This is a genomic window from Rhodococcus ruber, from assembly GCF_027270735.1.
Lineage (GTDB): Bacteria > Actinomycetota > Actinomycetes > Mycobacteriales > Mycobacteriaceae > Rhodococcoides > Rhodococcoides rubrum_A.
Map to the genome: position 1 here is coordinate 414,967 of NZ_JAPWIJ010000002.1, position 21,387 is coordinate 436,353.

A 21,387-nucleotide genomic window follows, 5' to 3' on the forward strand; every position below is an offset into this window, starting at 1 on the left:
CACCGGAAACATCCGTTGCCGGTGCCTGCCAGCCCGCTGGAGCACACCATGTCTGCCTCTACCTCGGAATCCGTCCCACCTACTCCCATCCCACCGAACGAGCCCACGCCGCCGGCACCCGCATCAGGACTGACCAATGCGCTCGATCGCATCGGTTTCACCCGAGTGCAGGGTGCCGTGATCCTGCTACTGATGGCAGGGCTGTTCTTCGACAGCCTGGAGCAGAACTCGACCGGCGCGATGGGTCCGCTCATCAAGGAATCACTCGGAATCGGTAACGCTCAATTGACTCTCATCAACACGGCCACCGTGATCGGCGGTCTCGTGGGACGCCTCGTCGGCGGATACATCGCAGACCGCTGGGGTCGCCGAACTGCGTTGAGCCTCAACCTTCTCGTCTACACCCTCGGCGGTCTGATCAGCGCCGCAGCCGTGAGCTACGAGATGTTGCTCGCCAGCCGCTTCATCGTCGGCATAGGCCTCGGTGGCGAATTCACTGTCGGCTTGGCCATTCTCGCCGAACTCGTTGCAACCCGGCACCGCGGCTCACTGCTTGCGACGCTCAACATCTCGTCCGGCGGCATCGGCAATATCGCCTCGTTCGGCTTCTTCATGCTGGTACTCGGCCCGCTCGGTGGCATCCTCGGCGGCGACGACACCTCGTGGCGCTGGACCTACGTAATTCTCGCGCTGCCGGCCGTATTGGTTGTCTTCTTCCGTCGCTATCTACCCGAGTCTCCTCGGTTCCTGATGTCCAAAGGCCGGGTCGACGACGCCAACCGCAGCCTCACCCGGCTGGCCAGCGGATCGATCGCTGGACTCCGAAACCCAGGTCCCACAAAGCAATTCGTCACAGCCGACGACATTCTTCCCAGCACCGAGAAGACGTCCTACGCCGAGGTGTTCAAGGGACAGAACCTGCGCCGCACCGCCGCCGTCGGAGCCGCGTCGTGGATGTCCTTCGGTGCTCAGGTCACGCTGCTGTTCCTGATGCCCATTCTGCTGGTCTCCCGCGGCTATTCCCTCACCGACTCACTGCTGTTCACGATGATCATGAATATCGGCAGCCTGTTCGGGGCCTGCGCAGCATGCTATTTGGCCGGACGAGTCCGTCGGCGTCCCACAGTCATGACCGCTGCGGCTCTCGGTTGCATCTCCGCCATTGCCTTCGCAACCCTGGCGAACAGCGTCGCGACCATCTTGATCCTCGGCGCAATCTTCCAGTTCTTCACCATGATGCTCAACACGATGCTCTCGGTATGGACACCCGAGCTGTTCCCCACCTCCATCCGCGGAATGGGCACATCGGTGGTCAACGGAATCGGCAATGTCGCCGGAGCCGTCATGCCGTTCGCCGCACTGTTCTTCTTCGATATCGCCGGTGTCGCTGGTGTCTTCATGATGATCGCCGGCATGTACGTCCTCCTCGTCGTCGCCGCGAAGTTCGGCCCGGAGACCTTCGGCCGATCACTGGAGGCGGTGAACGAAAAGGAGCTCGTCGCAGCGTAATTCAGTCCGTCACACATCGAAGAAAGAAGTGCCAACCATGACCGATTCCTTGTCCATCTCCGCTACCGCGCACGGACTGAACTACCTCCCCGAGTACTACGCCGATCACGCCGGGCTTTTCGCAGACAACGGCCTGTCCGTCCACGCCAAGGCCTGCGATCCATGGACCGGCGTGCTCGACGACCTCGCCAGCGGCGAAGCCGATATCGCTCTCGGTGGCCTATGGGTCCCCGGAATGTATTGGGGCACATCACGACAGCTCACCGTCTTTGCACAGCTCAATCACCAGTTTCCCAAAGCCCTCGTCATGCGGGAACCGACACCGGATGGATTCGACTGGTCGTTGCTGACCGGAAAGACCGTGCTGGCTCCGGGAATCGGAGGTAGTGCACCGTACGCGATCACCGCGGGCATGATGCGTGAGAGTGGAGTCGACTCGTCTCGCACCACCTTCTTGCGGGACTTGTCGACGCCGATGTTCGTCGAACTGTTCGAGGACGGCCTGGGCGATGCGATCATTCTCGACATCACTACCGCTCAGATCATGTCCGATCGCGGCACCGGGCACATCGTCGTCGAATACGCCGAGGTCGGCGGACTCGGACCGAACAGCGTGTACTACTGCCGCACAGATCGTTTCGAGGAACTCGAAGAGCGTCTGGTGAAGTTCGCGACAGGTCTCGACGCCGCCATGGCGACCCTCAAGGCCACCCCGGTGACCGAGCTTCAGCCGCTGCTCGCTGAGCACTGGCCCAACATCGCGATGTCGACGCTCTCTGCGGCCTGCACCAGAATTCAGCAGTCGCAGACCTGGGACACCGTTCGTATCGACGGCGACGCCAGCGATCGTTGGATGCGAATCTTGCAGGAAGAAGGCATGGTTCGCTCTGCACCGGCGTTCGCAGACCTGGTTACCTCGCGCGTCGTCGACGCAGCCGAGCTCACGGCGGTCGGCTGACCATGACACTCGTGCTGCGCCATTCGGAGATATCGGCGCTCCTCGACCGCAGTGAAGTGTTCACCGCAGTCGAGCGCGCCTTGGCCGACCTGTCCACGGGTGCCGCTCAGAATCCGGCCCCGCCGTCGATGAATGGCACCGAGGACGGTCGGATCATCCCCATGGTGGCGCAGTCCGGCACCTCCGAGCTCGCGGTGGTGAAGGTGTTGTCGGACCTGCCGGGGAACCGCGCTCGCGGCCTTCCCCGGCAGCGCTCGACCATGCTGGTGACGTCCACTCGTACCGGCGAGTGCGTCGCGATGCTCGACGGCCGGGCGATCACGGCGATTCGCACGGCCGCCGCCAGTGCCGTGGCCACTGCGCACCTCGCACGTAACGACAGCTCGGTCGTGGGCGTCGTCGGCGCCGGTAACTTGGCCGTCGAACACGTCCGTGCGCTACACGGCGTACGCGATATCGAGAGCGTCGTGGTCTGGTCGCGATCTGCGGATACCGTGGAACGGTTTCGCGAAAGCCTCGCGGACTTGGACCTGAAGATCGACCACGCCCTATCGGTCGAAGACGTTGTACGACAGTCCCATATCGTCTGCACGCTCACTCCGTCGGTCGAGCCGATCCTGTTCGGGCAGTGGTTGATCGCCGGCACTCACCTCAACGTCGTCGGCGCCGCGCCCCGTCCGAACGAACGCGAGGTCGACGGTGACGCCATGGCACAGTCGAGGGTGGTGGTGGACAGCACCGCCACAGCCCTGTCGAAGTCGGGCGACGCACTACTGGCGATCGCCGAGGGGGCCGTCGACGAGAGCCACTTCGATACCGAACTCGGCGACGTCATTACCGGTCGGAAGTCCGGACGCTCTACCGACGCGGAGATCACACTCTTCGACTCCACCGGGATCGGACTCGAGGATCTCGCTGTTGCGGAGTTGGTCGTCCAGCGCGCCCGCGCCGCCGGAGTGGGACTCGAGCTCGATCTGACGTCGTAACCACGTCCGCACACGCGCGCGCGTGTGCAAAAGACCCGACCCACCCCGCACCCCACCGGCCACGCACCCCACCACCCCGCACCCCACCGGCCACGCACCCCACCGGCCACGCACACCACCGGCGGATGAATGCGACTCTGTTGCACTCTGACCGACTGAAACCCACATTGATCCGGATCTCAGGCGCGCTTCGACGAGTACATTCGCTCGTCTGCGATACGCAGCAGGTGGTCCGGGTCGGTGGTCGGTTCCCAACTCCATCCGACGCTCACCGATACCGGGATGTCGGTGCCGTCGATGTCGTAGGGGCCGGCGAGGAGGCTGCGAACTCGGTCGGCGAGGCGTTCGACTCCCTCGGCCGATTTGGCGGAGTGCAGCAGGGCGACAAATTCGTCGCCACCGATTCGGCAGGCGGTGTCCTGCGCGCGGACATTGTCGAGGATCCGGCGTCCGATGGCGGCGAGTACGCGATCGCCCACTGCATGACCGAATCTGTCGTTGATGGATTTGAAGGCGTCGACGTCCACGAAGAGCATTCCGACCGGGCGATCGCTGGACAAGTCCCGGAGACTGTTCAGCTCGGACATCAGTCGTCGGCGATTTCCCAGTGAGGTGAGGTCGTCGATGAGCAGTTGGCGTTCGAGTGTCGCCTCAGCAACTTTGCGTGCGGTGATGTCCTGAATCTGGGCAATGATCACGTCGCCGGCCTCGGCGTCGCGCACCACGGTCGCGTTGCGCTGCACCCAGATGGTGGCACCGTCCTTGCGGATGTACCGCTTCTCGGACGCCACGTTCGTCAGTGTCCCGTCGGCCAGCCCCTTGAGATGTTCGTCGGCGAGGGGAATGTCGTCGGGATGCGTGATGTCGCGAAACGTTTTCTGCTGCAATTCTTCTGCGGTGTATCCGAGCAGTTCGCACAGGGCTTTGTTCACCTGGAGCCATCGTCCGTCGTCTGTCATCACAGCTTTGCCGATCGGGGCGTTCTCCATCGTGATTCGAAACAGTCGCATCGCGCGATCTCGCTCACGCTCGATCTCGGCGCGAGCGCTGACGTCGACGACCAACGCGGTGAATCCGACGACAACACCGTCGACGACATCGGGCACATAGGTGGCCTGAGTGACGCGCACGGCACCGTTGACGTCGATGAGTGTCCGGTCGAACTGCTGCTGTTCACCAGCGAGCGCACCGGTGATGTAGGGCAAATTCAGTTGATACAGCGTCTCGCCGAGCAGTTCGCTGATGTGCTTACCGACCAAGTCCGCCGGTTCGATACCGAAGTAGGCGGCATAGATGCGGTTTGCGAAGACATTTCGGAGCGAGCTGTCCCAGTACCCGATCATCGACGGCAATTGATCGACGGCTCGGCGCATCACCTCGTTCGATGAATTACGCGTGACAGTCATGAACCACCCCATTTGTGACGCCGACTGCGCAACGGTACCGAAAGTTTCGACTCTCGGCCTGCAACAACCCCCATGAGTGCGCAAGTGCGCACATATGTGTACGTTGAGTACATGCTCTTCGACAACCTCGCATTCCGACGCCTCTTCACGGCGCAGGTCGTCGCGCTGATCGGCACCGGACTGCTGACGGTGGCCCTGGGCCTACTCGCCTACGACATCGCCGGCAGCTCCGCCGGAGCGGTCCTCGGCACCGCGCTGGCGATCAAGATGATCGCGTATGTATTTGTCGCCCCCATCGTTTCGTCTCTGACGAACTCGTTCCCCCGCAAGCTCGTACTCGTCACCGCGGATGTCGTGCGGGCACTCACCGCACTGACGTTGCCCTTCGTCGATCAGGTCTGGCAGATCTACGTCCTGATCTTCGTTCTGCAGGCAGCGTCGGCAACCTTCACACCCACCTTCCAGGCCGTCATCCCGGCGGTCGTTCCGGACACACAGCAGTACACCCGGGCACTGACGCTGTCCCGGCTCGCCTACGACCTCGAATCGCTGGTGAGCCCGTTGATCGCAGCTGCGCTGTTGACGGTGATCAGCTTTCACACCCTGTTCGTCGGGACGGCACTGGGTTTCGTCGTCTCCGCAATGATGGTGATCGGGACTCGTCTGCCGAAACACGTTGCGGCCAAACGCAACAGGCCGACCGACGGAATCACGACATTTGTGAAAAACAATGAACTGCAGGGCTTACTGGCACTGAACACGGTCGTTGCCGCAGCCACCGCGCTGGTGACCGTCAACTCCGTGGTCTACGTTCGCGATCTGTTCGGCGGCTCGAACAGTCAACTTGCCATCGCGCTCGGTTTCTACGGTGCCGGGTCGATGGTCGCAGCACTGTTCATCCCGCGAGCCCTCAGATCTATCGACGACCACCGCCTCATGCTCACCGGCGCCGCAGTAGCCGTCGCGGGAACTGCCGCAGCAACGGCGGTCTCGACCCTGGGTGGAGGACTACCGGCCTGGATTGCTCTCGCCACGACGTGGTCGGTACTGGGCATCGGAACTTCGATGATCAACACGCCGTCGGCGAGAATTCTGCGTCGCGAATCCGACGAGACCACTCGAACGTCGATCTTCACCGCGCAGTTCTCGCTGTCTCATGCGGCGTTTCTGATCACGTATCCGGTCGCGGGCTGGGTGGGCGCGCAATTCGGACAGTTCACCGCAGCTGCGGTGCTCACCGGCTTGGCTACACTAGCGGGACTGTCCGCAGCACGCCTGTGGAGTCGCTCCCGTGATCCGGTCGTCGTCTCCGCGTAGGGAGAAGACGTTCGATGCCACCGAAGAAGGAACCGCGCATCAGTCTCGATCATGCCGTCCTACCGGACTCGGCGCGCCTCGCGACGGCAAGCGACACGTTTCGGATGCTGTCCGATCCCACCCGACTCCACATTCTCTGGCTGCTCGATCGCGGCCCCGCCGACGTCAGCGCACTCACGACAGCGACCGGAACGTCGCGTACCGCCGTCAGCCAGCATCTGGCGAAACTCCGATTCACCGGACTCGTCGAGACGCGACGCGAGGGCCGGAACGTCATCTACCGCTTGGCCGACGGCCACCTCGCCCGTCTCGTGCGGGAGGGCCTCAATTTCGCCGACCACAAGGTAACCGGCGAACCTCCACACGAATAGCCACAACAAGAAAGCAACCGATGAAACGCCTGGCAGTGATTGCCGTTCTCACCCTTGTCGCAACGGCACTGTCGATCGCTCCGGCGTCGGCGCACGCGGCTCTGCAGTCGAGCAACCCGGCCGAGAATGCCGTGTTCGACACCGCGCCGGACGAGGTGACCCTGACGTTCAACCAGGCTGTGGAGTCGAACTTCGCCACCGTCACCGTCATCGCACCCGATGGGATCGATTGGGCAGCATCGGATCCCGTCGTCGACGGCAGCACGGTGACGGTCGATCTCGACGGCCTCGGCGCGGCGGGCGAATACACCATCGGCTACCGAGTGGTCTCTGCCGACGGGCATCCGATCACCGGCAGCATCCCGTTCCAACTCACCCAGGCAGCTGCCGCACCGCCGGTCGCAGACCTCGACTTCACCAACGAGGCCGCAACACCCACTTCTCAGGACACAGAGGCCCGAACCGCAGCGAACACCGAAGACACCGACAGCGGCTTCCCACTCTGGACGATCGGAGCGGTGGTGGCCGTGGTCGGTGCGGCAGGTGTTCTGTTCGCGCTGCGTAAACGCACCCACTGAGAGCCTCGACCAGTGCGGACGTGAGAACATGCAGCATGAGCGACGGTGGGTCACGCCCCAAGTCCGACGGCCGTAAGCGGCGTTGGGAACAGCACAACACCGATCGTCGACGTCATATCATCGCCGCCGCCATGACGGTGCTGGCCCGCGATATCGCACCCGGTGAACGGCTCACCACCGCTCAGATTTCCGCGGAGGCCGGGGTACATCGCACCGGGCTCTACCGTCATTTCCGGGATCGCACCGATTTGGACACCGCCATTCAGCGGGCCATCTGCGACCAGTTGACGGCCGCCCTGGTCACCTCGTTCGAGTTGACCGGTACTCCCCGCGATGTGGTGCACCGTGTGGTGAGTACCTACGTGCGATGGGTTGCCGAACATCCCGCGTGGACGCGTTTCGTCGAGCAGGATGTCAGCGCCGAATCGCCCACGCCCCTCGAAGAAACCAACGCGATGCTGGCCGAGCAGTTGGAGGTGAGCGTTGCCGCGTTCCTCTCGATCGTGAACGCGGATCTGTCACCCGAGGACTGGTCGTTGGTGCGGCCGTGGGTGGCCGGACTGGTCTCCGGATGCATGGGCGCGGTGCGTAGTTGGAGTGGGCAAACCGAATCGCGTACCGGCCTGGACCACTTCGCGACGTTCCTGGCCGACACCATCTGGCTTCAGGTCAAGGGACTCGGGGCGTCCCGCGGAATCGCGATCCCCCAAGTCCCTCTCGAAACAGTCCCTCTCGACACCGCCGGAGAAACTCAGCCGAACGACGGCTCACTGCGGTAGCGCGACGGCCGTCCGTCGATACCGAGAGCGCGCCATACTCGCTTCGAGACTCGGTTCATCAGTCCCAGCTCGCCGGCGAGCATCCGGACGTCACCGAAGGTGTCACGCAAGACTTTTCGTGACGAGTCGCTGTTCCACCACACTGCGTCCACTACCTCGGCGGGGATGTCGAGTTCGCGTCGCATCTGCTTGCTCGGTTTCATGATGACGTCGCACAGCAGTCGCATGATGATCGGCGTGAGGATCGAGATCGACGCCTTCTCGAAGGGGCCGAGACGAGGAGCCTTGTACTGCAGAAACTGATGTGCGAAGCCGATGTGGCGGGCTTCCTCGGCGATGTGAATCTGCATCACGCGCTGGACCAGTGGGTGCCCGACGCTACCGGCACGCAGAACGCCCTTCTGCATGTGGTCGATCGGCTCTTCTCCCGCGAGGACGCCGACGAAGAATCCGAACGGAGCCGATCGGCTGGCGAACAGCGCGAGCACAGGCACGATCTTGCGGAACCATGCGGGTCCGCCCGGCACGTCGATGCCGATGCGGTTCACCAGTTCCTGGAACATCTGAGTGTGGTGGCACTCTTCGGTGGCCTCGTGCGTCGAGTACCGGAATTCGGGTGAGTCGTTGGGCAACGTCAGGGCGTAGTGCATGAGGCCGCTGATCAGGATCTGCTCGAACTGCAATCCCACCTTGACCATGCTGGCCTGGCGATACATGCCGATGTGGATCTGCCGGTCCAGGGGAAGTGACTTGTACCAGTCGGTGTGTCCCAGCGGGTCCGCGTCGGGCAGCACCCAGCGCGGGTCGTTGGGCACGATCGCGTACTCGGGCTCGTCCCACGGGATGTCGAGGAAGGCGTCGAAGTGCTGGTGCACCGATGCCGTCGACAGCGCATGCAAGGTGTCGCGGTAGTGCGTTCGTGAGTCGTCGACTGCAGTCATGGTGGTCCTTCCGCCTGCGTCCGAACAATGAGTACGAAGAATATGTACGCAACACAGCGTCACACATAAATCGAGTTAGTGCAACGGACCGTCGCAGATACTCGCAGAATTCTCACCGCGAGAGAGGCTTCGCCGCACGTGCATAGAACCTCGTAGCGGGTTACGAGTTTCCGTGCACGTGCGACGACGTCGCTCTACAGCACCATCGCAAGGAAGCCCACGCCGACGACGATGCCGAGAATTCCGGTGCCGATAGCCAACGCCGTATCGGTGCGTTCGGCGCGCTCGCCAGTGAGATCGGGGGTGCGATCGGCCCACAGCGCAGTAGCAACGGCAATGACGCCGGCGGCGATGCCCAGCCCGGCGGCCCAGAACGAGACGATCGACATCGCGCCGAACATGACGGCAATTTCAGTCACCTGAGCGCGTGAACGGATGCGCCGAGTCCACCACTTCGGCGGCGTATTTTCGTCCAACTCACGTGCATCGAGGTTGGAAGAGGTGACGGTCACTGTCGAACTCCTTTCAGACAAGAATGTGCCTCTATTTTGGCACTCAGCGGTCTAGGGTGCTAATCCCCTGGACGAGCCAACACGGAAAAGCACTATTCGGACCAGTTGTACTGGTCTAGGCTCGCCAGATGAGGACGATCACCAGTACAGAGGCCAAGACGCGGCTCAATGCGATCTTGGCCGAGGTGGAGCGAACCGGCATCTCGGTCACGATCACCAACCACGGTCGGCCAGTTGCCGTCTTGACGCCCGCCCAACCGACACCGCGTGTTTTCGGTCAGCTGCGCGGCCTGGTTGTCCCGGAGTCGTTCGATGAACCCCTGCCCCCGTCCGAACTGACCGCGTGGGGATCATCGGAGTGACCTCGTTCCTGCTCGATACCAATGCATTGCTGTGGCTCGTCACCGATCCGGACAGGATGTCCGACGCCGTGCGGACCACCCTCGCCGATCAGGGGAACGAGTTGGTGGTCTCGGCAGCCTCGGCGTGGGAGATCGCCATCAAGACTCGAATCGGCCGACTCGACGGCGAAACGCTCTTGTCGACATGGGCGGAGACTTTGGCAGCAATGAACGCGACCGATCTTGCGATCGACTCCGCGGATGCATCGGCGGCCGGGCGGCTCGACTGGAATCACAACGATCCGTTCGACCGAATGATCGTGGCTCAAGCCCTTCGTCGTCGCCTCACCATCGTCACGAGCGACCGTACCGTCATCGACGGAGCGTTGACACCGACGCTCGACACCCGCGCTTGACGCCTTCGCCCACACTCAACCCCACAACAATCTCTGTCCCACAGCAGCTTTCATCGGTCCCAACTCGAATGCTCTCACGTCGGAGATCATGTACGGGACGCGTATCTGCATCGCGTACTCGCGGTGTTCGAGCAGAACCTCGAGATGTGTGTCCGACGCCCCCTCGGCGGTTGCGTCGGACACGATGGCGTACGACCGCACGTCCACGGCGGCGGCTCGCAACAGATCGACGAGAGGGTTACGCACCACGACGCTCGTCTCCGTCGCACCTTCCGAACGAGGGGACGCGAGTACGCGCTGCCCGAGGGAGATGTGATTGACGACAGCCACCGGGTCGAGTCCCCAGTTTTCGCCGATTCGTTCTGCGGCGATCTCGACACACACGTCGAGTAGATCGTCGAAATCTTCTTGGCACTCGGCGCTCGTCACTTCTCGCCACTTCGTCATCATCGAAAACCCCCATCGTCGGTCTGCTGCCCCCACTACTTCGACGGCGGCCGACGGCACACGGTTCCCAAAAGTCGTACATTCGTGCCAGTTTTACTGCCCGCTGGCGACAGTTCCCGCAAGACGGAAGTGCCGGTGGGCTCGAACGGGCCTCGACTAGACTCGCGATGCAGGAAGGGGAGAAAGCAGGTCGTTGCGTCGTGGAGGATCACTGGTACCGGCGCATATTCGCCTCCAGCCCCGTGGCCCAGGCTCTCTCCGACGCCGACGGATTGTTCGTCGACGTCAATACCGCCTACTGCGAACTCGTCGGCTTGTCCTCCTCGGAACTGCTGGGTCGATCCGCGACGGTGCACACTCACCCGGACGACCTCGCACTCCACAGCAGCGTCGAGGATCTGATGGCCGCCGGGACGGCCGCGGACAAATCAGTGAAGCTCGAAGTGAGGTTCGTCCGGCCGAACGACGAGATTCGCTGGGTCCTCCTGACTCTGGTTCCTTTCACCGGCCCGTCCGATGCCGAATGGACGCTCGCTGCCGCTCTCGATATCACCGAACGAAAGGAAGTCGAGGACGGCATCCTGCGTGCGTCCCGAACAGATCAGCTGACCGGGGCACTCAACCGTCGCGGGTGGTCGGACTACGCGGTGTCCGTCGTCGACGGCGATTCGGTCGACACAGCCGTCGCGGTTCTCGATCTGGACCACTTCAAACAGTTCAACGACAACTTCGGCCACGCAGCCGGCGATGCATTGCTCCGAGACTTCGCGTCGACTGCCCGTCACTGCATCGGCGACGATGGGCTGCTAGCACGATGGGGCGGAGAGGAATTCGTGATCACTCTCCGCAACTGCGATCGTCGTGGCGCTCTTCAATCACTCGAGGCTCTTGCCGCCGCCACCGCGACTTCAGGGGTGACGTTCTCCGCCGGGTACACGGTCCAGCGACCCAACGAAGGTCTTCGCAACACACTCGACAGAGCCGACGCACTGATGTTTCAGGCGAAACGCGCCGGCCGCAACCGAATGGTCACCGACGCACCTCGCTGACACCCAGAGTGCAGCAGAACTTGCCGATTCAGCAATATTACTTGCCAGATGCATGTCCGGGCTGCCACTCTGACGTCACACACGACCACGAAAGGCCATGGAATGACGCACGCCTTCGACGAGAACTACTGGGAGCACCATTGGGATGACAGAACATCCCACACCGTCGCAGCGAATCCGTACCTCGTGGAGGAAACAGCCGGATCGAGGCCCGGCACCGCGCTGGACGCAGGTTGTGGCGCCGGAGCCGAAGCGATCTGGCTTGCCGGACAGGGCTGGCGAGTCACCGGTGCGGACATCTCCGGTGCGGCCCTGACCACTGCGGCTGAGCAAGCGACGAGGGCAGGAGTCGATGTCACCTGGATCGAAGCCGATCTGACGAACTGGAACCCGACCGAGCGGTGGGATCTGGTGATGACCCACTACGCGCATCCGTCGATTCCGCAATTGGACTTCTATCGACACATTTCGCAGTGGGTGGCACCGGGCGGTTCGTTGCTCATCGTCGGGCACCTCCACGACGGCGGGCATCACCACTCACACGGGAGCGACGAGCAGCCGCCGCACGAGGCCACCGTCACCGCGAAAGACATCACCGCCCTGTTCGACGCCTCCTGGCGCGTCGACACCGCAGCTGAACGTTCCAGGACGGTAGCCGGCACCGGTGTGCACTCGAAGACGTTGCGCGACGCGGTGGTTCGGGTCACGCGTCGGATCTGATCCGGCGTCGCAGCGTCTCACTGGATCGCATCGAGTCGGTAGTGGCGCGAGTGCGCACCGTCGTAGAACTCCTCCGTGTACTCGGTGAAACCGACGCGTTCGGCTACTCGGCCCGAGCGTTCGTTCGCCACATTCACGCTCGCCACCAACGGAACCCACGGGAGCGTGCGGGCGCGCCAGTCCACAATTGCTTGTGCCGCCTCCGCTGCGTAGCCGCGGCCCCACACCTCGGGGCTGAAGCGGTACGCGAGGTTCAGCACACGTTCGTCGTGAAAATCACGAACCCGAACCCCTGCCAGCCCAATCACGTCCGGGCTGGCACGGGTGCTCACCGCGCAGTACCCGTACCCGTGTTCTGTCCAGTGTGCGAGCCACGAGTCGACCAGGAGGTCGACCTGCGCGACGTCGGGCGGGTCCGACTGGAACCGGGTCGTGCGGGGATCGGTGTGCAATTCCACCATCGCCAGTCGATCCTCGTCACGCAGGGGACGCAGGATCAGCCGGGTAGTTTCGATGTCGGTGAACACAACCGCAAAGTTAGCGTTCCTCCGCGAGATTGCCCACGTGGGACGCCAGCTCACCGAGTGCCCGAGTCGACGCCGCGAGCTGGGCGGGCTCCGTCAGGCGTGACCGACCTCAACGATCGATGGTGACGTTCGGCCACGGCGGCCGCCTCAGGACCGCCGCACATCCCAACGTCGCAGCGATGAGGCCGGTGAGCGCACCGATCAGGTGGATGCGGCCCATATCCACAGCTGGAGTCCACGTCGCCGTGCCGTCGGTGATGGTGAACAACCCTACGGCGGTCTCTGCTCCCCGAGTCGATCGACGCGATACCGGCAGAACGGTCGTGCGGTCGTCCACCCTGACGGTCTCGCCGTACTGCATGGCCGACGGGCTGAACACGTCGGGCAAGCGTGAGGTCATGTGCACTCCCGGAGTCGACGGACGGACATCGCGGTCAGACTACTCGTGCACAGACGCATCCGGACGTTTCCGAATGTCGCCGCCCCTTCCGCTTCTCGGCAGTACTCAGCCGACGTTGTTGACGGCGGCTGCGAGACCGTCGACGAGAGTCGGAAGGAAGTAGGGGATCGACAACGCCGTCGGGCCTACTGCAGCTCCGGCTTCCTGGCCGACGAATCCGGCGACTGCACCTGCGGCGACCGCCGGAATCTGGCGCGAGACAGGCGAATCGACGAATTGTTGCAGGGCGTCGTCGGTGTCGACCTGAGTGAACACCACGTCAGCGTCGATTTTCGAGATGTTCTCCGCCGAGACGGTGGTCGAGTACGTGGCGTCGTCGGTCGCGAGGTCGGTCACCGATGCAGGCGAGACGAAGCCGAGGTTCTCGAGCAGCTCCACCCGAGGATCGGAAGGCAACAGTAGGTAGTACACGTCGGCGGCCTCGGACACGTATGCGATCGATCGGCCGTCGAATTCGGGATGCCGTGCACCGGCCTCGCTCACCTGCCGGTCAAGATCGGACACCAGATCGCGGGCTCGATCCGGAACGCCGAGAACAACGCCCGTGGTGGTGATGACATCGCGCCACGGCGTCGACCACAGCTCTTCGGGCGGGGCGACGACGGGAATCCCGGCGTCGGTCACCGCGTCGTATTCGGCTTGGGTCAGACCGGAGTGCGGGGCCAGCAGCACATCGGGATCGGCGGCGAGCACCTTCTCGACCGTCAAGGCGTTGGTGACGTTGTCGAGCAGAATCGGTGCCGGCTCGCCGCTCGCGTCGATCGCGTCGGATATCCACGGGTAGATCAGATCGTCTCCGCCGCCGTATTCGGCAGAGGGCATGGCCACGGGTACGACGCCGAGGGCGAGTACCGCGTCGGTGGTGCCGAAGCCCCAGGTCGCGACCCGTTGAGGCACATCGTCGAGGGTGGTCTCGCCGTACATGTGTTGCACGGTCAGCGGGAACGAGCCGGTGGAAGATTCCGCGGTCGGAGCCTCGGCGGTATCGGAGGAACTGCAGCCTGCGAGTGCGATGGATGCGGCCACCGCTGCGGTGAGCACGGCAGCGAATCGAGTAGTTGCGCGGTGAGTCATGAATGTCCTGTATGTCGGCGATCGGACTTATAGGTTAGCCTTAGCTTCCCTGGCGATCGCCACCACCCCGTTCGGCTCACAGGAACCTTCCAGCGAGGGTTCAGCGTCCTCACCGGAACGTCCCAGAGTATTGGCATTACCGAAAAGAACCGATGCCATCTCTCGAGGAGATCCGACGATGACCCCAATTCCAGAGCCCACCAACACTTCTGCCGGACCGACCTACGAGGGACGACTGCTCGATCGCCCCAACGAGGAAGTGGTCGATCAGGGTGCCGGGTTCGATATCACCACCCTGATCACTCGCCGTCGCATGCTCAGCATCGTCGGTGCCGGGGCAGGAGCGTTTGCACTCGCCGCCTGCTCCAGCACCTCCAGCGCCGGAAGCAGCACCACCACAGCAGCTTCCACGACGTCGAGCGGCGGAAGTGTTACCAGCACAACCGCTTCCACGACGACGGCTACGGCGAGCGCAACGAGCGAAATCCCCCAGGAAACCAACGGCCCCTACCCGGCCGACGGCTCCAACGGCGTCAATGTTCTCGAAGAATCGGGGATCGTGCGCAACGACATCACCTCGAGCCTCGACGGGGGCACCACAGTCGAGGGAACGCCACTCTCGTTCACCTTCACACTCACCGACATGGCGAACGACAATCGACCGTTCGAGGGTGCGGCCGTGTACGTGTGGCAATGCGATGCCGAAGGCCAGTATTCGATGTACTCCGAGGGCGTCGAGGACGAGACGTACCTGCGCGGTATTCAAGCTGCCGGTGCCGACGGTGCGGTCACGTTCGAGACCATCGTTCCCGGCTGCTATTCCGGTCGCTGGACCCATATGCACTTCGAGGTCTATCCCGATGCTGCGTCGGCAACCAACGCGGACAACGCCATTGCCACCTCGCAGGTCGCGTTCCCTCAGGACATGCTCGACGCGATCTACCAGCTCGACACCTACCCGAGCTCCGCGAAGAACCTGGCCCAGCTCGGCAGCCTCGACAACGACAACGTGTTCGGCGACGGCTACGACCTCGAGATGGGGACGTTCTCGGGCGACCCCACCTCCGGTTACGTCGGATCGTTGGCCGTGGCCATCGACACCGCCACCGAACCCGCCGCAGGTGGCGGAGCAGCACCTGGCGGAGGTGGTGGTCAGCCTCCGATGGGCGGCGGCACTCCCCCCGCAGGCGGACCGGCACCCACCAACTGACCAACCCACCACCGAAGGAAACACCATGTTGCACAACCTCACCGGATGGCACGCCCTGATCGTTCTCGCCATCCTGCTGCTCGTGTTCGGCTCCACCAAACTCCCGTCACTCGCCAAGGGCGTCGGCCAGTCGATGCGCATCCTCAAAGACGAAGTGCGCGAGGAGAAGACAGTATCGACGCCGGACGACGCTGCGGTTCCTTACCGACACGCGTCATGACCGCGGCCACCGCCGCGCGAGCTCTGCGGGGCACCATGCCCCTTGCGGGGCACATGCGCGAGGCACGACGCCGCGCGATCCGCGCGGCGGTGTCCCTGCTCGTCGGTATAGCCATCGGGTTCGCCCTCTCCGATCGAATTCTCGACATCCTGCGCGCACCCGTCGAGAAGCTCGCACTCACCCGGGCAGCCAGCCTGAACTTCGACACTGTCACGGGCGCTTTCGATCTCGAACTGAGGATCGCATTGTTCACCGGCGTGATCGTGTCGTCTCCGGTCTGGTTGCGGGAGCTGTTCGCTTACCTCACACCCGGCTTGACGCGTCGCGAGAAGAAGTACGTGTACGCATTCTCCGCCGCCGCAGCTCCACTGTTCTTGGCCGGGTGCATGTTCGGGTTCACCATCTTCCCGCGCATGGTCAGCGTCCTTGCCGGCTTCTCCTCCGACGAGGACAGCACCATCCTCAACGCCTCGTACTACGTGGACTTCGTCATGAAGATCGTGTTGGCGACCGGAATCGCCTTCGTCCTTCCGGCATTGTTGGTGATGCTCAACTGCCTCGGCATCCTCTCCGCACACAGACTGCGCAGCAGCTGGCGGCTCAGCGTCGTCGCCATTGCGCTGTTCAGCGCGCTGGTCACACCCGCCGCCGACGTCCTGTCCATGTTCCTCGTCGCGCTACCGATGGCCACCCTGTTCGGTGCGGCTGTTGCGATCACCGAGGTACACGACAGGCGAGCTGGCAGGCGCGCCCTGACACCCCCGAAACCGGAGCTCACATCATGTTCGGCTTGACCTTCGAAAAACTGTTCCTCGTCGCGATCATCGCCGGGTTCGTCCTCGGCCCCTCGCGCCTACCCGGATATGCACAGCAACTCGGACGGGCCGTCCGCTCTATTCGACATTTCATCGACACCACCCGCAGCGCAGCGGAGGACGAGATGGGCGTTCCGCTACGGCGCTCCGAATGGGAGACGATCGACCTACGCCAATACGACCCGCGTCGAATAGTCGCCGACGCACTACGTGAGACGGATGCCGCCCCGAAGACCGAGTGGCCGGACGAGGTACTCGCCGAGGCCACCCGAGTACGGCCCGGTCAGAAGTATCTGATCACCGGGCCGGCGTCGCATCCGCGCCGGATTCTCCTCGACTCACTTTCCGAGGACGACCCCCGCCGCGTCGCCGCGCAGTAGATTCGGAGATTGTGAACACGGCGAACATTGCGGTCCCCGATGGTTGGTACACGTTGGTGTCGACCGGGTACGAAGCACACGGGGTTCCGAGTCCGACATCGGTTGTGGCAGCATCGGATTTCGGCGTAAACGTCAGTGCTGCCCGACCCGGCCAGGTCTCGGTGACCATCGAAGTCGCGTATCGCCCTCCGACCGATCACGTTCCGAAGGGGTGGACCCTCGAAGCGTCCGGGACGTTCGTTGCCGCAACGCTGTTGCGCGTCGAGACCCCTGACGGCATCGTTCACGATGAGTTCCCCGACTTTGCGCAGATCATCCTGCCCTCCGAGATGACGTATCGAATGTTTCGACGGTTTCGGGACGACACCGGCCTCGAACAGCATCTCTTCGAACTCACGCCGGCGATGATTCTCGACGCGAAAGGACGACCCGCGCGCTTCGAGACAACCCAGCACGCCCAACCGGACCCCGACGACGTCACAAGGTGGGAAGTCGCGTGCCCCACGTCGACACCCGGCGCGTCCGTCATGATCAACGGGGTCGGGACCGATCGAGCTGAGGCGTTGCGCGCGGTCGTCGACAACGGCGTGAGCCTGTTGCACAGGGAATCACCCGACGCGGGGCCGTTGTCGCCGGTTTTCGTGGCCTTGGGTGGGGAGTTCGCTTGGGTCAGGGGTTTCGGCGATTCGACGTTGTCGAAATCGGACCTCGCGCAGCTGGTACTTGACGGTATCGCGGGTGAACGGCGCTCTGCCGTGGAGCGCGCGGCTGCTTTTTCCACCCGTGCGTCACGCCCGCCTGTCAAATATTCGACGCAACCATCGAGTGTGACGGAGCAATGGAATCGGGTTGCTGATTGGTTCGACGCGAATCTTCCGAACTACGTCATCTCGGGTGCCGACGAGACGCGTATTGCCGATGCCCAGAGGCGAACCGGCGTGGAGTGGCCGAGCGAGCTCATCGAACTGTTCCGGTGCGTCGACGGCCTCCCGCGTACGCCATGGATGGCAATGTTCCCCAAGTACGAGCTGTTCGGTCTCGACGCGATGCTCGACGATCGAGAAATGATGACCGACATCTGGCAGACCGGCGATGCCGAGAACGATCCCGACCGGGTGATCTCCACGACCGCGGGTGAAGCCGCGTGGACCTTCGTCGACGAGTTCATCCCGATCGCAGGAATGGACGGCTACTTCCTGTTCGTCGACACCCGCCCGGGCGAGTTGAACGGCTGCGTGACCGTCTTCGACAAAGTGAACTCCGACGATGCTGGGCCACAATGGCTTTCCATCAGCGCTCTGCTCGACGATCTTGCAACCAGCCTCGAAACAGGAACGCCGTTCGACGGAGGGTGGAATCACGCAGTTGTCGACGGGCGTCTGGAGTGGGACATCTGAGGACTTACCGCCCGGGATTGCCTGCAGGTAGAACGGCGAAAGAGGGACGTTGGGTAACACAGTCCGGCATGATGTAGCGATGACCACCAGCGTCTTGGCTGCTTCGGAGTCGGGTGTGTCCGCAATTGCGTTGTGGACCTTGATCGTTGTGCTCATCGCTGCCGTCGGCGCTGCGTGGGCGGCGCTGAGTGTGCGTCGGGTCGGCGCGAACGAGGACGTCATTTCCCGCGAGGTGGCGGCGCTGCACAATGCTGTCGATCGTCAGGTTCGCCAGTCGAGCGACAACGACTCGTGGAACCGCGACCAGGTGACGGCGCGATACCAAGAGCTGCTCTTCGCACTGTCGAATGTCGATCGTGTTGTGGCCGAACAGATTTCCGCAGCAGTGATCTCGACACCGGTAGGCGATCTCGCCTCTGCGACACAGGCATTGAACAAGGCCTACGACCAACTGAACCTGGCACTCACCGCGACCCTGGTGGTTGCTCGCAGACGCGTCCACCCACTGGCTTTGGAGCTGTCGACGGGCATCGATCGCCGGGTGTTGGCCCCGCTGGCACCCGAGGCCGGTATTCCCGCTCCCGCACACGAACGCCTGCAGAGCGAGCATGCGTACATCACCAGAATGCACTCGTTGTTGCTCACTGCGATGCGCGCCGATCTGGGTCTACTCGATCCCAGCGCCGAGGCCACACTGATCTTCACCACGAAGGAAGTGGAATCGGGTGTGCTGGCGGATCGGTCCACGGCAGCCGGGTGCAGCGGAGTGCAGCTGATCGATCTGCTCAAGGATTTCGGTGTGACTCCGCTGCTCGGTGCGGCGGACGACTACGTGATGTTCGACGCCCTGGTGGCCCAATGCGAGGAGCTCTACAGCGCCGTGAGCCCGAACTTCCAGGCGGTGCTGCGGCACATCGGCGACGAGATCCATCTCGCCATCAGGCCTGACCTCACCGATGCACGACTCGACGAAATCTACGACATCGCCGTCCGTCTGGTCGAGGCAGGACTACGTGGAAGCATCCACCGCAGAGACGGATTGGACGGCAGCAGCCTGTTCCTCATCGACCCGACGCATAGAGCAGGCGTGGATCGGGTGTAGCGAGCGCGAAACGCTCCCCTCATGCGCGAGGTCGGGGTGCTATCGTGCCATTCGCTCTAGCTATAGGACGTGCTTTGCGGTACGAAGCTGGATTGGGTGGCTGCGTCGCTCGATGCCGCCGTCCCCTGGCAACTGTGACCATCATCCAGCTGCTGGTGCGGGCGTTCGTCAGGACGCGCGAGCACGCGGCCCTGCGCGCAACGACAGCAGCAGAGGCTTTCGGCAGCGGTGACCGCTTTAGATAAGCCGATATTGCAACTCACCGTCCATAGGTATCCGGGGGACACGGCGCTTAGTTGACTCACACTGCCAAGTAACTGGTTACAAAATCGGTGGTCTCGGATTCCAGCAGGGCGGAAGGGAGGTCGGGATGATGAATCGTCTGCGGAGTGGGAACCACCCGCAACCGCGACCCAAATCGCGATTCAAGCTCATCCGTATCGATCGCCCGCCGAGTCACTTCATCATCGAGCAGCACTACGCAGAGAACTGCACTGTCGGGGACGGTCACACTGAGCGAAGACCGGACCTCGAAAGTCAGCGCGCCGGAGAACGGCCGTACACGCCCGAACCATCTTTCGGTACACGCCTTGTGAATAGCCGAAGTCAGATCGTCAAGTTCCAGGGAGGGGCGCGGACGTTTTCCAGGACGGAAATAATCCATTGGATCCTCGTAACACTCATCTAGCACCTGACTGAAGTCATGCTCAAGACTTGAGATAGGCCGCAGGGCAGCGCGAAGTTGCTCGCGGGTGAAGCCAGGAAGGTACTCGCGTGGCAGGCTGCCCTCATTCCAATGGTAAAGAACTTCGCCAATGTCGAAAGGCGCAAAAGACCATTGTCCGGCATCAACGCCAGATGACGTTTCCAGTATATTTCGATCAAGAATCAACGCAACTCGACCCCGACCACGAAGAAGTGGATCATCTGGATTTCCGAAATTTCGCCTCCCGGGTCCAAGATAAAAGGAAACGCTTCGGCCTGTTGCACTTTCAATTGAGATCTGTTTGCCACTCGAAACCCAGGCCGACAACGCACGAGTTCCAGCAACAAATGAAAGTGGCGACCGCTTTGCAAGCCTACTTATTTGATTGCGTCTATTTTCAAGGGTCACTCAAATCCACGCCTCCCCGTTAAAGATGAATAATCTTTCAAGCAAAGTACCGTTCCATCAATCTATCAATAAATAGAGCTGAACGAATACGGAATATCTTTGGCGTCGAGGGAGGCTTTGAACTGATCTGGGTTATCCGGAGTGTATAGCTCCGTAGGGAAGTTCACAATAACTGCGTCAACGAGTCCGATATTTCGAATTGCATGATACACACCCTCAGGTATGTTAATTATCATGCGATTCCGCTCATGCAAGAATACCTCGAAAACTTTCTGCGCAGTTGGCGAATCTTCACGACAATCAAACATCACGAGCTGAACTTCGCCTGACAGCAGAAACAATCGGTCCTCATGGCTGTAGTGGACTCCCCAGCCCTTGACCATTCTCGGACGAATCGTAAAAAAGTAAGAGTACGTAAGGGGTTTTGCAGACCACTCCCAATCAGGGTTGAACATCTCACACAGCGAACCCCGCTCATCAACGATGCTTCCACACGAACGCATTTTAACTAGATGCGGCAGAGTTAGAATCAAATTTCCATCGTCGTCAACAGTCTGCTCGTCTTGTTTAGCGTTGATCACCTTTGCCCCCATCAGATGCACGTTAGTACGGCTACGGTACCGGCTTGCCAGGCAAACTGCGACTTGTCTGTAACGGTAAAGGGTTCTCGCCCCCAGGCACCGTTGGTGCGGTCGCCGTTGACGCCGGCTTGCAGCCATGGGCCGAATCAATGCGGAAATATCGATCTTTTCGTAGTG

26 protein-coding genes are annotated in these 21,387 nt (G+C 62.4%); 17 read left to right on the forward strand and 9 right to left on the reverse strand.

The genetic code is table 11. The features are described 5' to 3' along the window. Positions 1–48 precede the first annotated feature (48 nt). The 3 genes from O4220_RS05730 to O4220_RS05740 are packed head-to-tail and all read left to right on the forward strand — an operon-like array spanning position 49 to position 3,453. Positions 49–1,509: an MFS transporter gene (locus tag O4220_RS05730; RefSeq protein WP_269602693.1), complete on the forward strand. Its 1,461-nt coding sequence runs from the start codon at positions 49–51 to the stop codon at positions 1,507–1,509. Between the two features lie 37 nt (positions 1,510–1,546). Continuing rightward, positions 1,547–2,467: an ABC transporter substrate-binding protein gene (locus tag O4220_RS05735; protein WP_269602694.1), complete on the forward strand. Its 921-nt coding sequence runs from the start codon at positions 1,547–1,549 to the stop codon at positions 2,465–2,467. Positions 2,468–2,469: 2 nt separating this feature from the next. Further along, positions 2,470–3,453, forward strand: coding sequence for an ornithine cyclodeaminase family protein (locus O4220_RS05740; RefSeq protein ID WP_269602695.1), 984 nt, complete (start codon positions 2,470–2,472; stop codon positions 3,451–3,453). A gap of 179 nt (positions 3,454–3,632) precedes the next feature. Here O4220_RS05740 and O4220_RS05745 read toward each other — a convergent pair whose 3' ends face one another. Continuing rightward, on the reverse strand, positions 3,633–4,859 hold the full coding sequence (locus O4220_RS05745) for a PAS domain S-box protein (protein ID WP_269602696.1): 1,227 nt from the start codon (positions 4,857–4,859) through the stop codon (positions 3,633–3,635). A 111-nt stretch (positions 4,860–4,970) separates the two neighbouring features. On the opposite strand from O4220_RS05745, the gene O4220_RS05750 reads away from it, so the two are divergent. The 4 genes from O4220_RS05750 to O4220_RS05765 are packed head-to-tail and all read left to right on the forward strand — an operon-like array spanning position 4,971 to position 7,904. Next, a complete protein-coding gene (locus tag O4220_RS05750; RefSeq protein WP_269602697.1) occupies positions 4,971–6,176 on the forward strand; it encodes an MFS transporter in 1,206 nt (401 codons plus the stop codon). 14 nt (positions 6,177–6,190) lie between these two features. Continuing rightward, positions 6,191–6,547, forward strand: a complete 357-nt coding sequence (locus O4220_RS05755) for an ArsR/SmtB family transcription factor (protein WP_269602699.1) — start codon at positions 6,191–6,193, stop codon at positions 6,545–6,547. 20 nt (positions 6,548–6,567) lie between these two features. Then, complete coding sequence (locus tag O4220_RS05760; protein ID WP_269602700.1) at positions 6,568–7,125, forward strand: copper resistance CopC family protein; 558 nt, start codon at positions 6,568–6,570, stop codon at positions 7,123–7,125. Positions 7,126–7,160: 35 nt separating this feature from the next. Continuing rightward, positions 7,161–7,904: a TetR/AcrR family transcriptional regulator gene (locus O4220_RS05765; protein WP_269602701.1), complete on the forward strand. Its 744-nt coding sequence runs from the start codon at positions 7,161–7,163 to the stop codon at positions 7,902–7,904. Here the strand turns inward: O4220_RS05765 and O4220_RS05770 are convergent. Both O4220_RS05770 and O4220_RS05775 read right to left on the reverse strand, forming a co-directional pair. After that, the gene (locus tag O4220_RS05770; protein ID WP_269602702.1) at positions 7,877–8,845 is read right to left on the reverse strand and encodes an AurF N-oxygenase family protein; all 969 of its coding nucleotides are present in this window, start codon (positions 8,843–8,845) and stop codon (positions 7,877–7,879) included. The genes O4220_RS05765 and O4220_RS05770 overlap by 28 nt on opposite strands. A 194-nt stretch (positions 8,846–9,039) precedes the next feature. Further along, positions 9,040–9,357, reverse strand: coding sequence for a hypothetical protein (locus tag O4220_RS05775; RefSeq protein ID WP_269602703.1), 318 nt, complete (start codon positions 9,355–9,357; stop codon positions 9,040–9,042). 128 nt (positions 9,358–9,485) lie between these two features. On the opposite strand from O4220_RS05775, the gene O4220_RS05780 reads away from it, so the two are divergent. Together O4220_RS05780 and O4220_RS05785 are read left to right on the forward strand one after the other, a co-directional pair. Continuing rightward, positions 9,486–9,719, forward strand: coding sequence for a type II toxin-antitoxin system Phd/YefM family antitoxin (locus O4220_RS05780; protein ID WP_269602704.1), 234 nt, complete (start codon positions 9,486–9,488; stop codon positions 9,717–9,719). Next, on the forward strand, positions 9,716–10,114 hold the full coding sequence (locus tag O4220_RS05785; RefSeq protein WP_269602705.1) for a type II toxin-antitoxin system VapC family toxin: 399 nt from the start codon (positions 9,716–9,718) through the stop codon (positions 10,112–10,114). Before O4220_RS05780 ends, O4220_RS05785 begins: the two co-directional genes overlap by 4 nt. 15 nt (positions 10,115–10,129) lie before the next feature. Here O4220_RS05785 and O4220_RS05790 read toward each other — a convergent pair whose 3' ends face one another. Continuing rightward, complete coding sequence (locus O4220_RS05790; RefSeq protein ID WP_269602706.1) at positions 10,130–10,564, reverse strand: hypothetical protein; 435 nt, start codon at positions 10,562–10,564, stop codon at positions 10,130–10,132. A 164-nt stretch (positions 10,565–10,728) separates the two neighbouring features. On the opposite strand from O4220_RS05790, the gene O4220_RS05795 reads away from it, so the two are divergent. Both O4220_RS05795 and O4220_RS05800 read left to right on the forward strand, forming a co-directional pair. Continuing rightward, positions 10,729–11,610 (forward strand): sensor domain-containing diguanylate cyclase, encoded by an 882-nt coding sequence (locus O4220_RS05795; RefSeq protein ID WP_269602707.1) that lies wholly within the window; start codon positions 10,729–10,731, stop codon positions 11,608–11,610. 102 nt (positions 11,611–11,712) lie between these two features. Next, positions 11,713–12,330 (forward strand): class I SAM-dependent methyltransferase, encoded by a 618-nt coding sequence (locus tag O4220_RS05800; protein WP_269602708.1) that lies wholly within the window; start codon positions 11,713–11,715, stop codon positions 12,328–12,330. 17 nt (positions 12,331–12,347) lie between these two features. Here O4220_RS05800 and O4220_RS05805 read toward each other — a convergent pair whose 3' ends face one another. From O4220_RS05805 to O4220_RS05815, 3 genes are all read right to left on the reverse strand, one after another. After that, a complete protein-coding gene (locus O4220_RS05805) occupies positions 12,348–12,857 on the reverse strand; it encodes a GNAT family N-acetyltransferase (RefSeq protein WP_269602709.1) in 510 nt (169 codons plus the stop codon). A 109-nt stretch (positions 12,858–12,966) separates the two neighbouring features. Then, positions 12,967–13,257 carry a hypothetical protein gene (locus O4220_RS05810; protein ID WP_269602710.1) on the reverse strand — a complete coding sequence of 97 codons (291 nt, stop codon included), beginning with the start codon at positions 13,255–13,257 and terminating at the stop codon, positions 12,967–12,969. 105 nt (positions 13,258–13,362) lie between these two features. Continuing rightward, positions 13,363–14,391 carry an ABC transporter substrate-binding protein gene (locus O4220_RS05815; protein WP_269602711.1) on the reverse strand — a complete coding sequence of 343 codons (1,029 nt, stop codon included), beginning with the start codon at positions 14,389–14,391 and terminating at the stop codon, positions 13,363–13,365. 178 nt (positions 14,392–14,569) lie between these two features. Between O4220_RS05815 and O4220_RS05820 the strand changes: the two genes are divergently transcribed. The 6 genes from O4220_RS05820 to O4220_RS05845 all read left to right on the forward strand — a co-directional run bounded on the left by O4220_RS05820 (position 14,570) and on the right by O4220_RS05845 (position 19,515). Then, positions 14,570–15,601 carry an intradiol ring-cleavage dioxygenase gene (locus O4220_RS05820; RefSeq protein WP_269602713.1) on the forward strand — a complete coding sequence of 344 codons (1,032 nt, stop codon included), beginning with the start codon at positions 14,570–14,572 and terminating at the stop codon, positions 15,599–15,601. A gap of 25 nt (positions 15,602–15,626) precedes the next feature. Continuing rightward, positions 15,627–15,821, forward strand: coding sequence for a twin-arginine translocase TatA/TatE family subunit (locus O4220_RS05825; protein WP_269602715.1), 195 nt, complete (start codon positions 15,627–15,629; stop codon positions 15,819–15,821). Continuing rightward, the gene (gene tatC, locus O4220_RS05830) at positions 15,818–16,615 is read left to right on the forward strand and encodes a twin-arginine translocase subunit TatC (RefSeq protein ID WP_269602717.1); all 798 of its coding nucleotides are present in this window, start codon (positions 15,818–15,820) and stop codon (positions 16,613–16,615) included. The genes O4220_RS05825 and tatC overlap by 4 nt, the downstream gene beginning before the upstream one ends. Then, positions 16,603–17,016 carry a twin-arginine translocase TatA/TatE family subunit gene (locus O4220_RS05835; protein WP_269602718.1) on the forward strand — a complete coding sequence of 138 codons (414 nt, stop codon included), beginning with the start codon at positions 16,603–16,605 and terminating at the stop codon, positions 17,014–17,016. Before tatC ends, O4220_RS05835 begins: the two co-directional genes overlap by 13 nt. A gap of 11 nt (positions 17,017–17,027) precedes the next feature. Then, positions 17,028–18,413 carry an SMI1/KNR4 family protein gene (locus tag O4220_RS05840; protein WP_269602719.1) on the forward strand — a complete coding sequence of 462 codons (1,386 nt, stop codon included), beginning with the start codon at positions 17,028–17,030 and terminating at the stop codon, positions 18,411–18,413. A gap of 79 nt (positions 18,414–18,492) precedes the next feature. Continuing rightward, a complete protein-coding gene (locus O4220_RS05845) occupies positions 18,493–19,515 on the forward strand; it encodes a hypothetical protein (protein WP_269602721.1) in 1,023 nt (340 codons plus the stop codon). 301 nt (positions 19,516–19,816) lie between these two features. Here the strand turns inward: O4220_RS05845 and O4220_RS05850 are convergent, their stop codons facing one another. Beyond that, entirely contained in the window at positions 19,817–20,629 is an 813-nt protein-coding gene (locus O4220_RS05850) for a hypothetical protein (protein ID WP_269602722.1), read from the reverse strand. A 65-nt stretch (positions 20,630–20,694) separates the two neighbouring features. After that, positions 20,695–21,222, reverse strand: a complete 528-nt coding sequence (locus O4220_RS05855) for a dTDP-4-dehydrorhamnose 3,5-epimerase family protein (RefSeq protein WP_269602723.1) — start codon at positions 21,220–21,222, stop codon at positions 20,695–20,697. Positions 21,223–21,387: the final 165 nt, after the last annotated feature.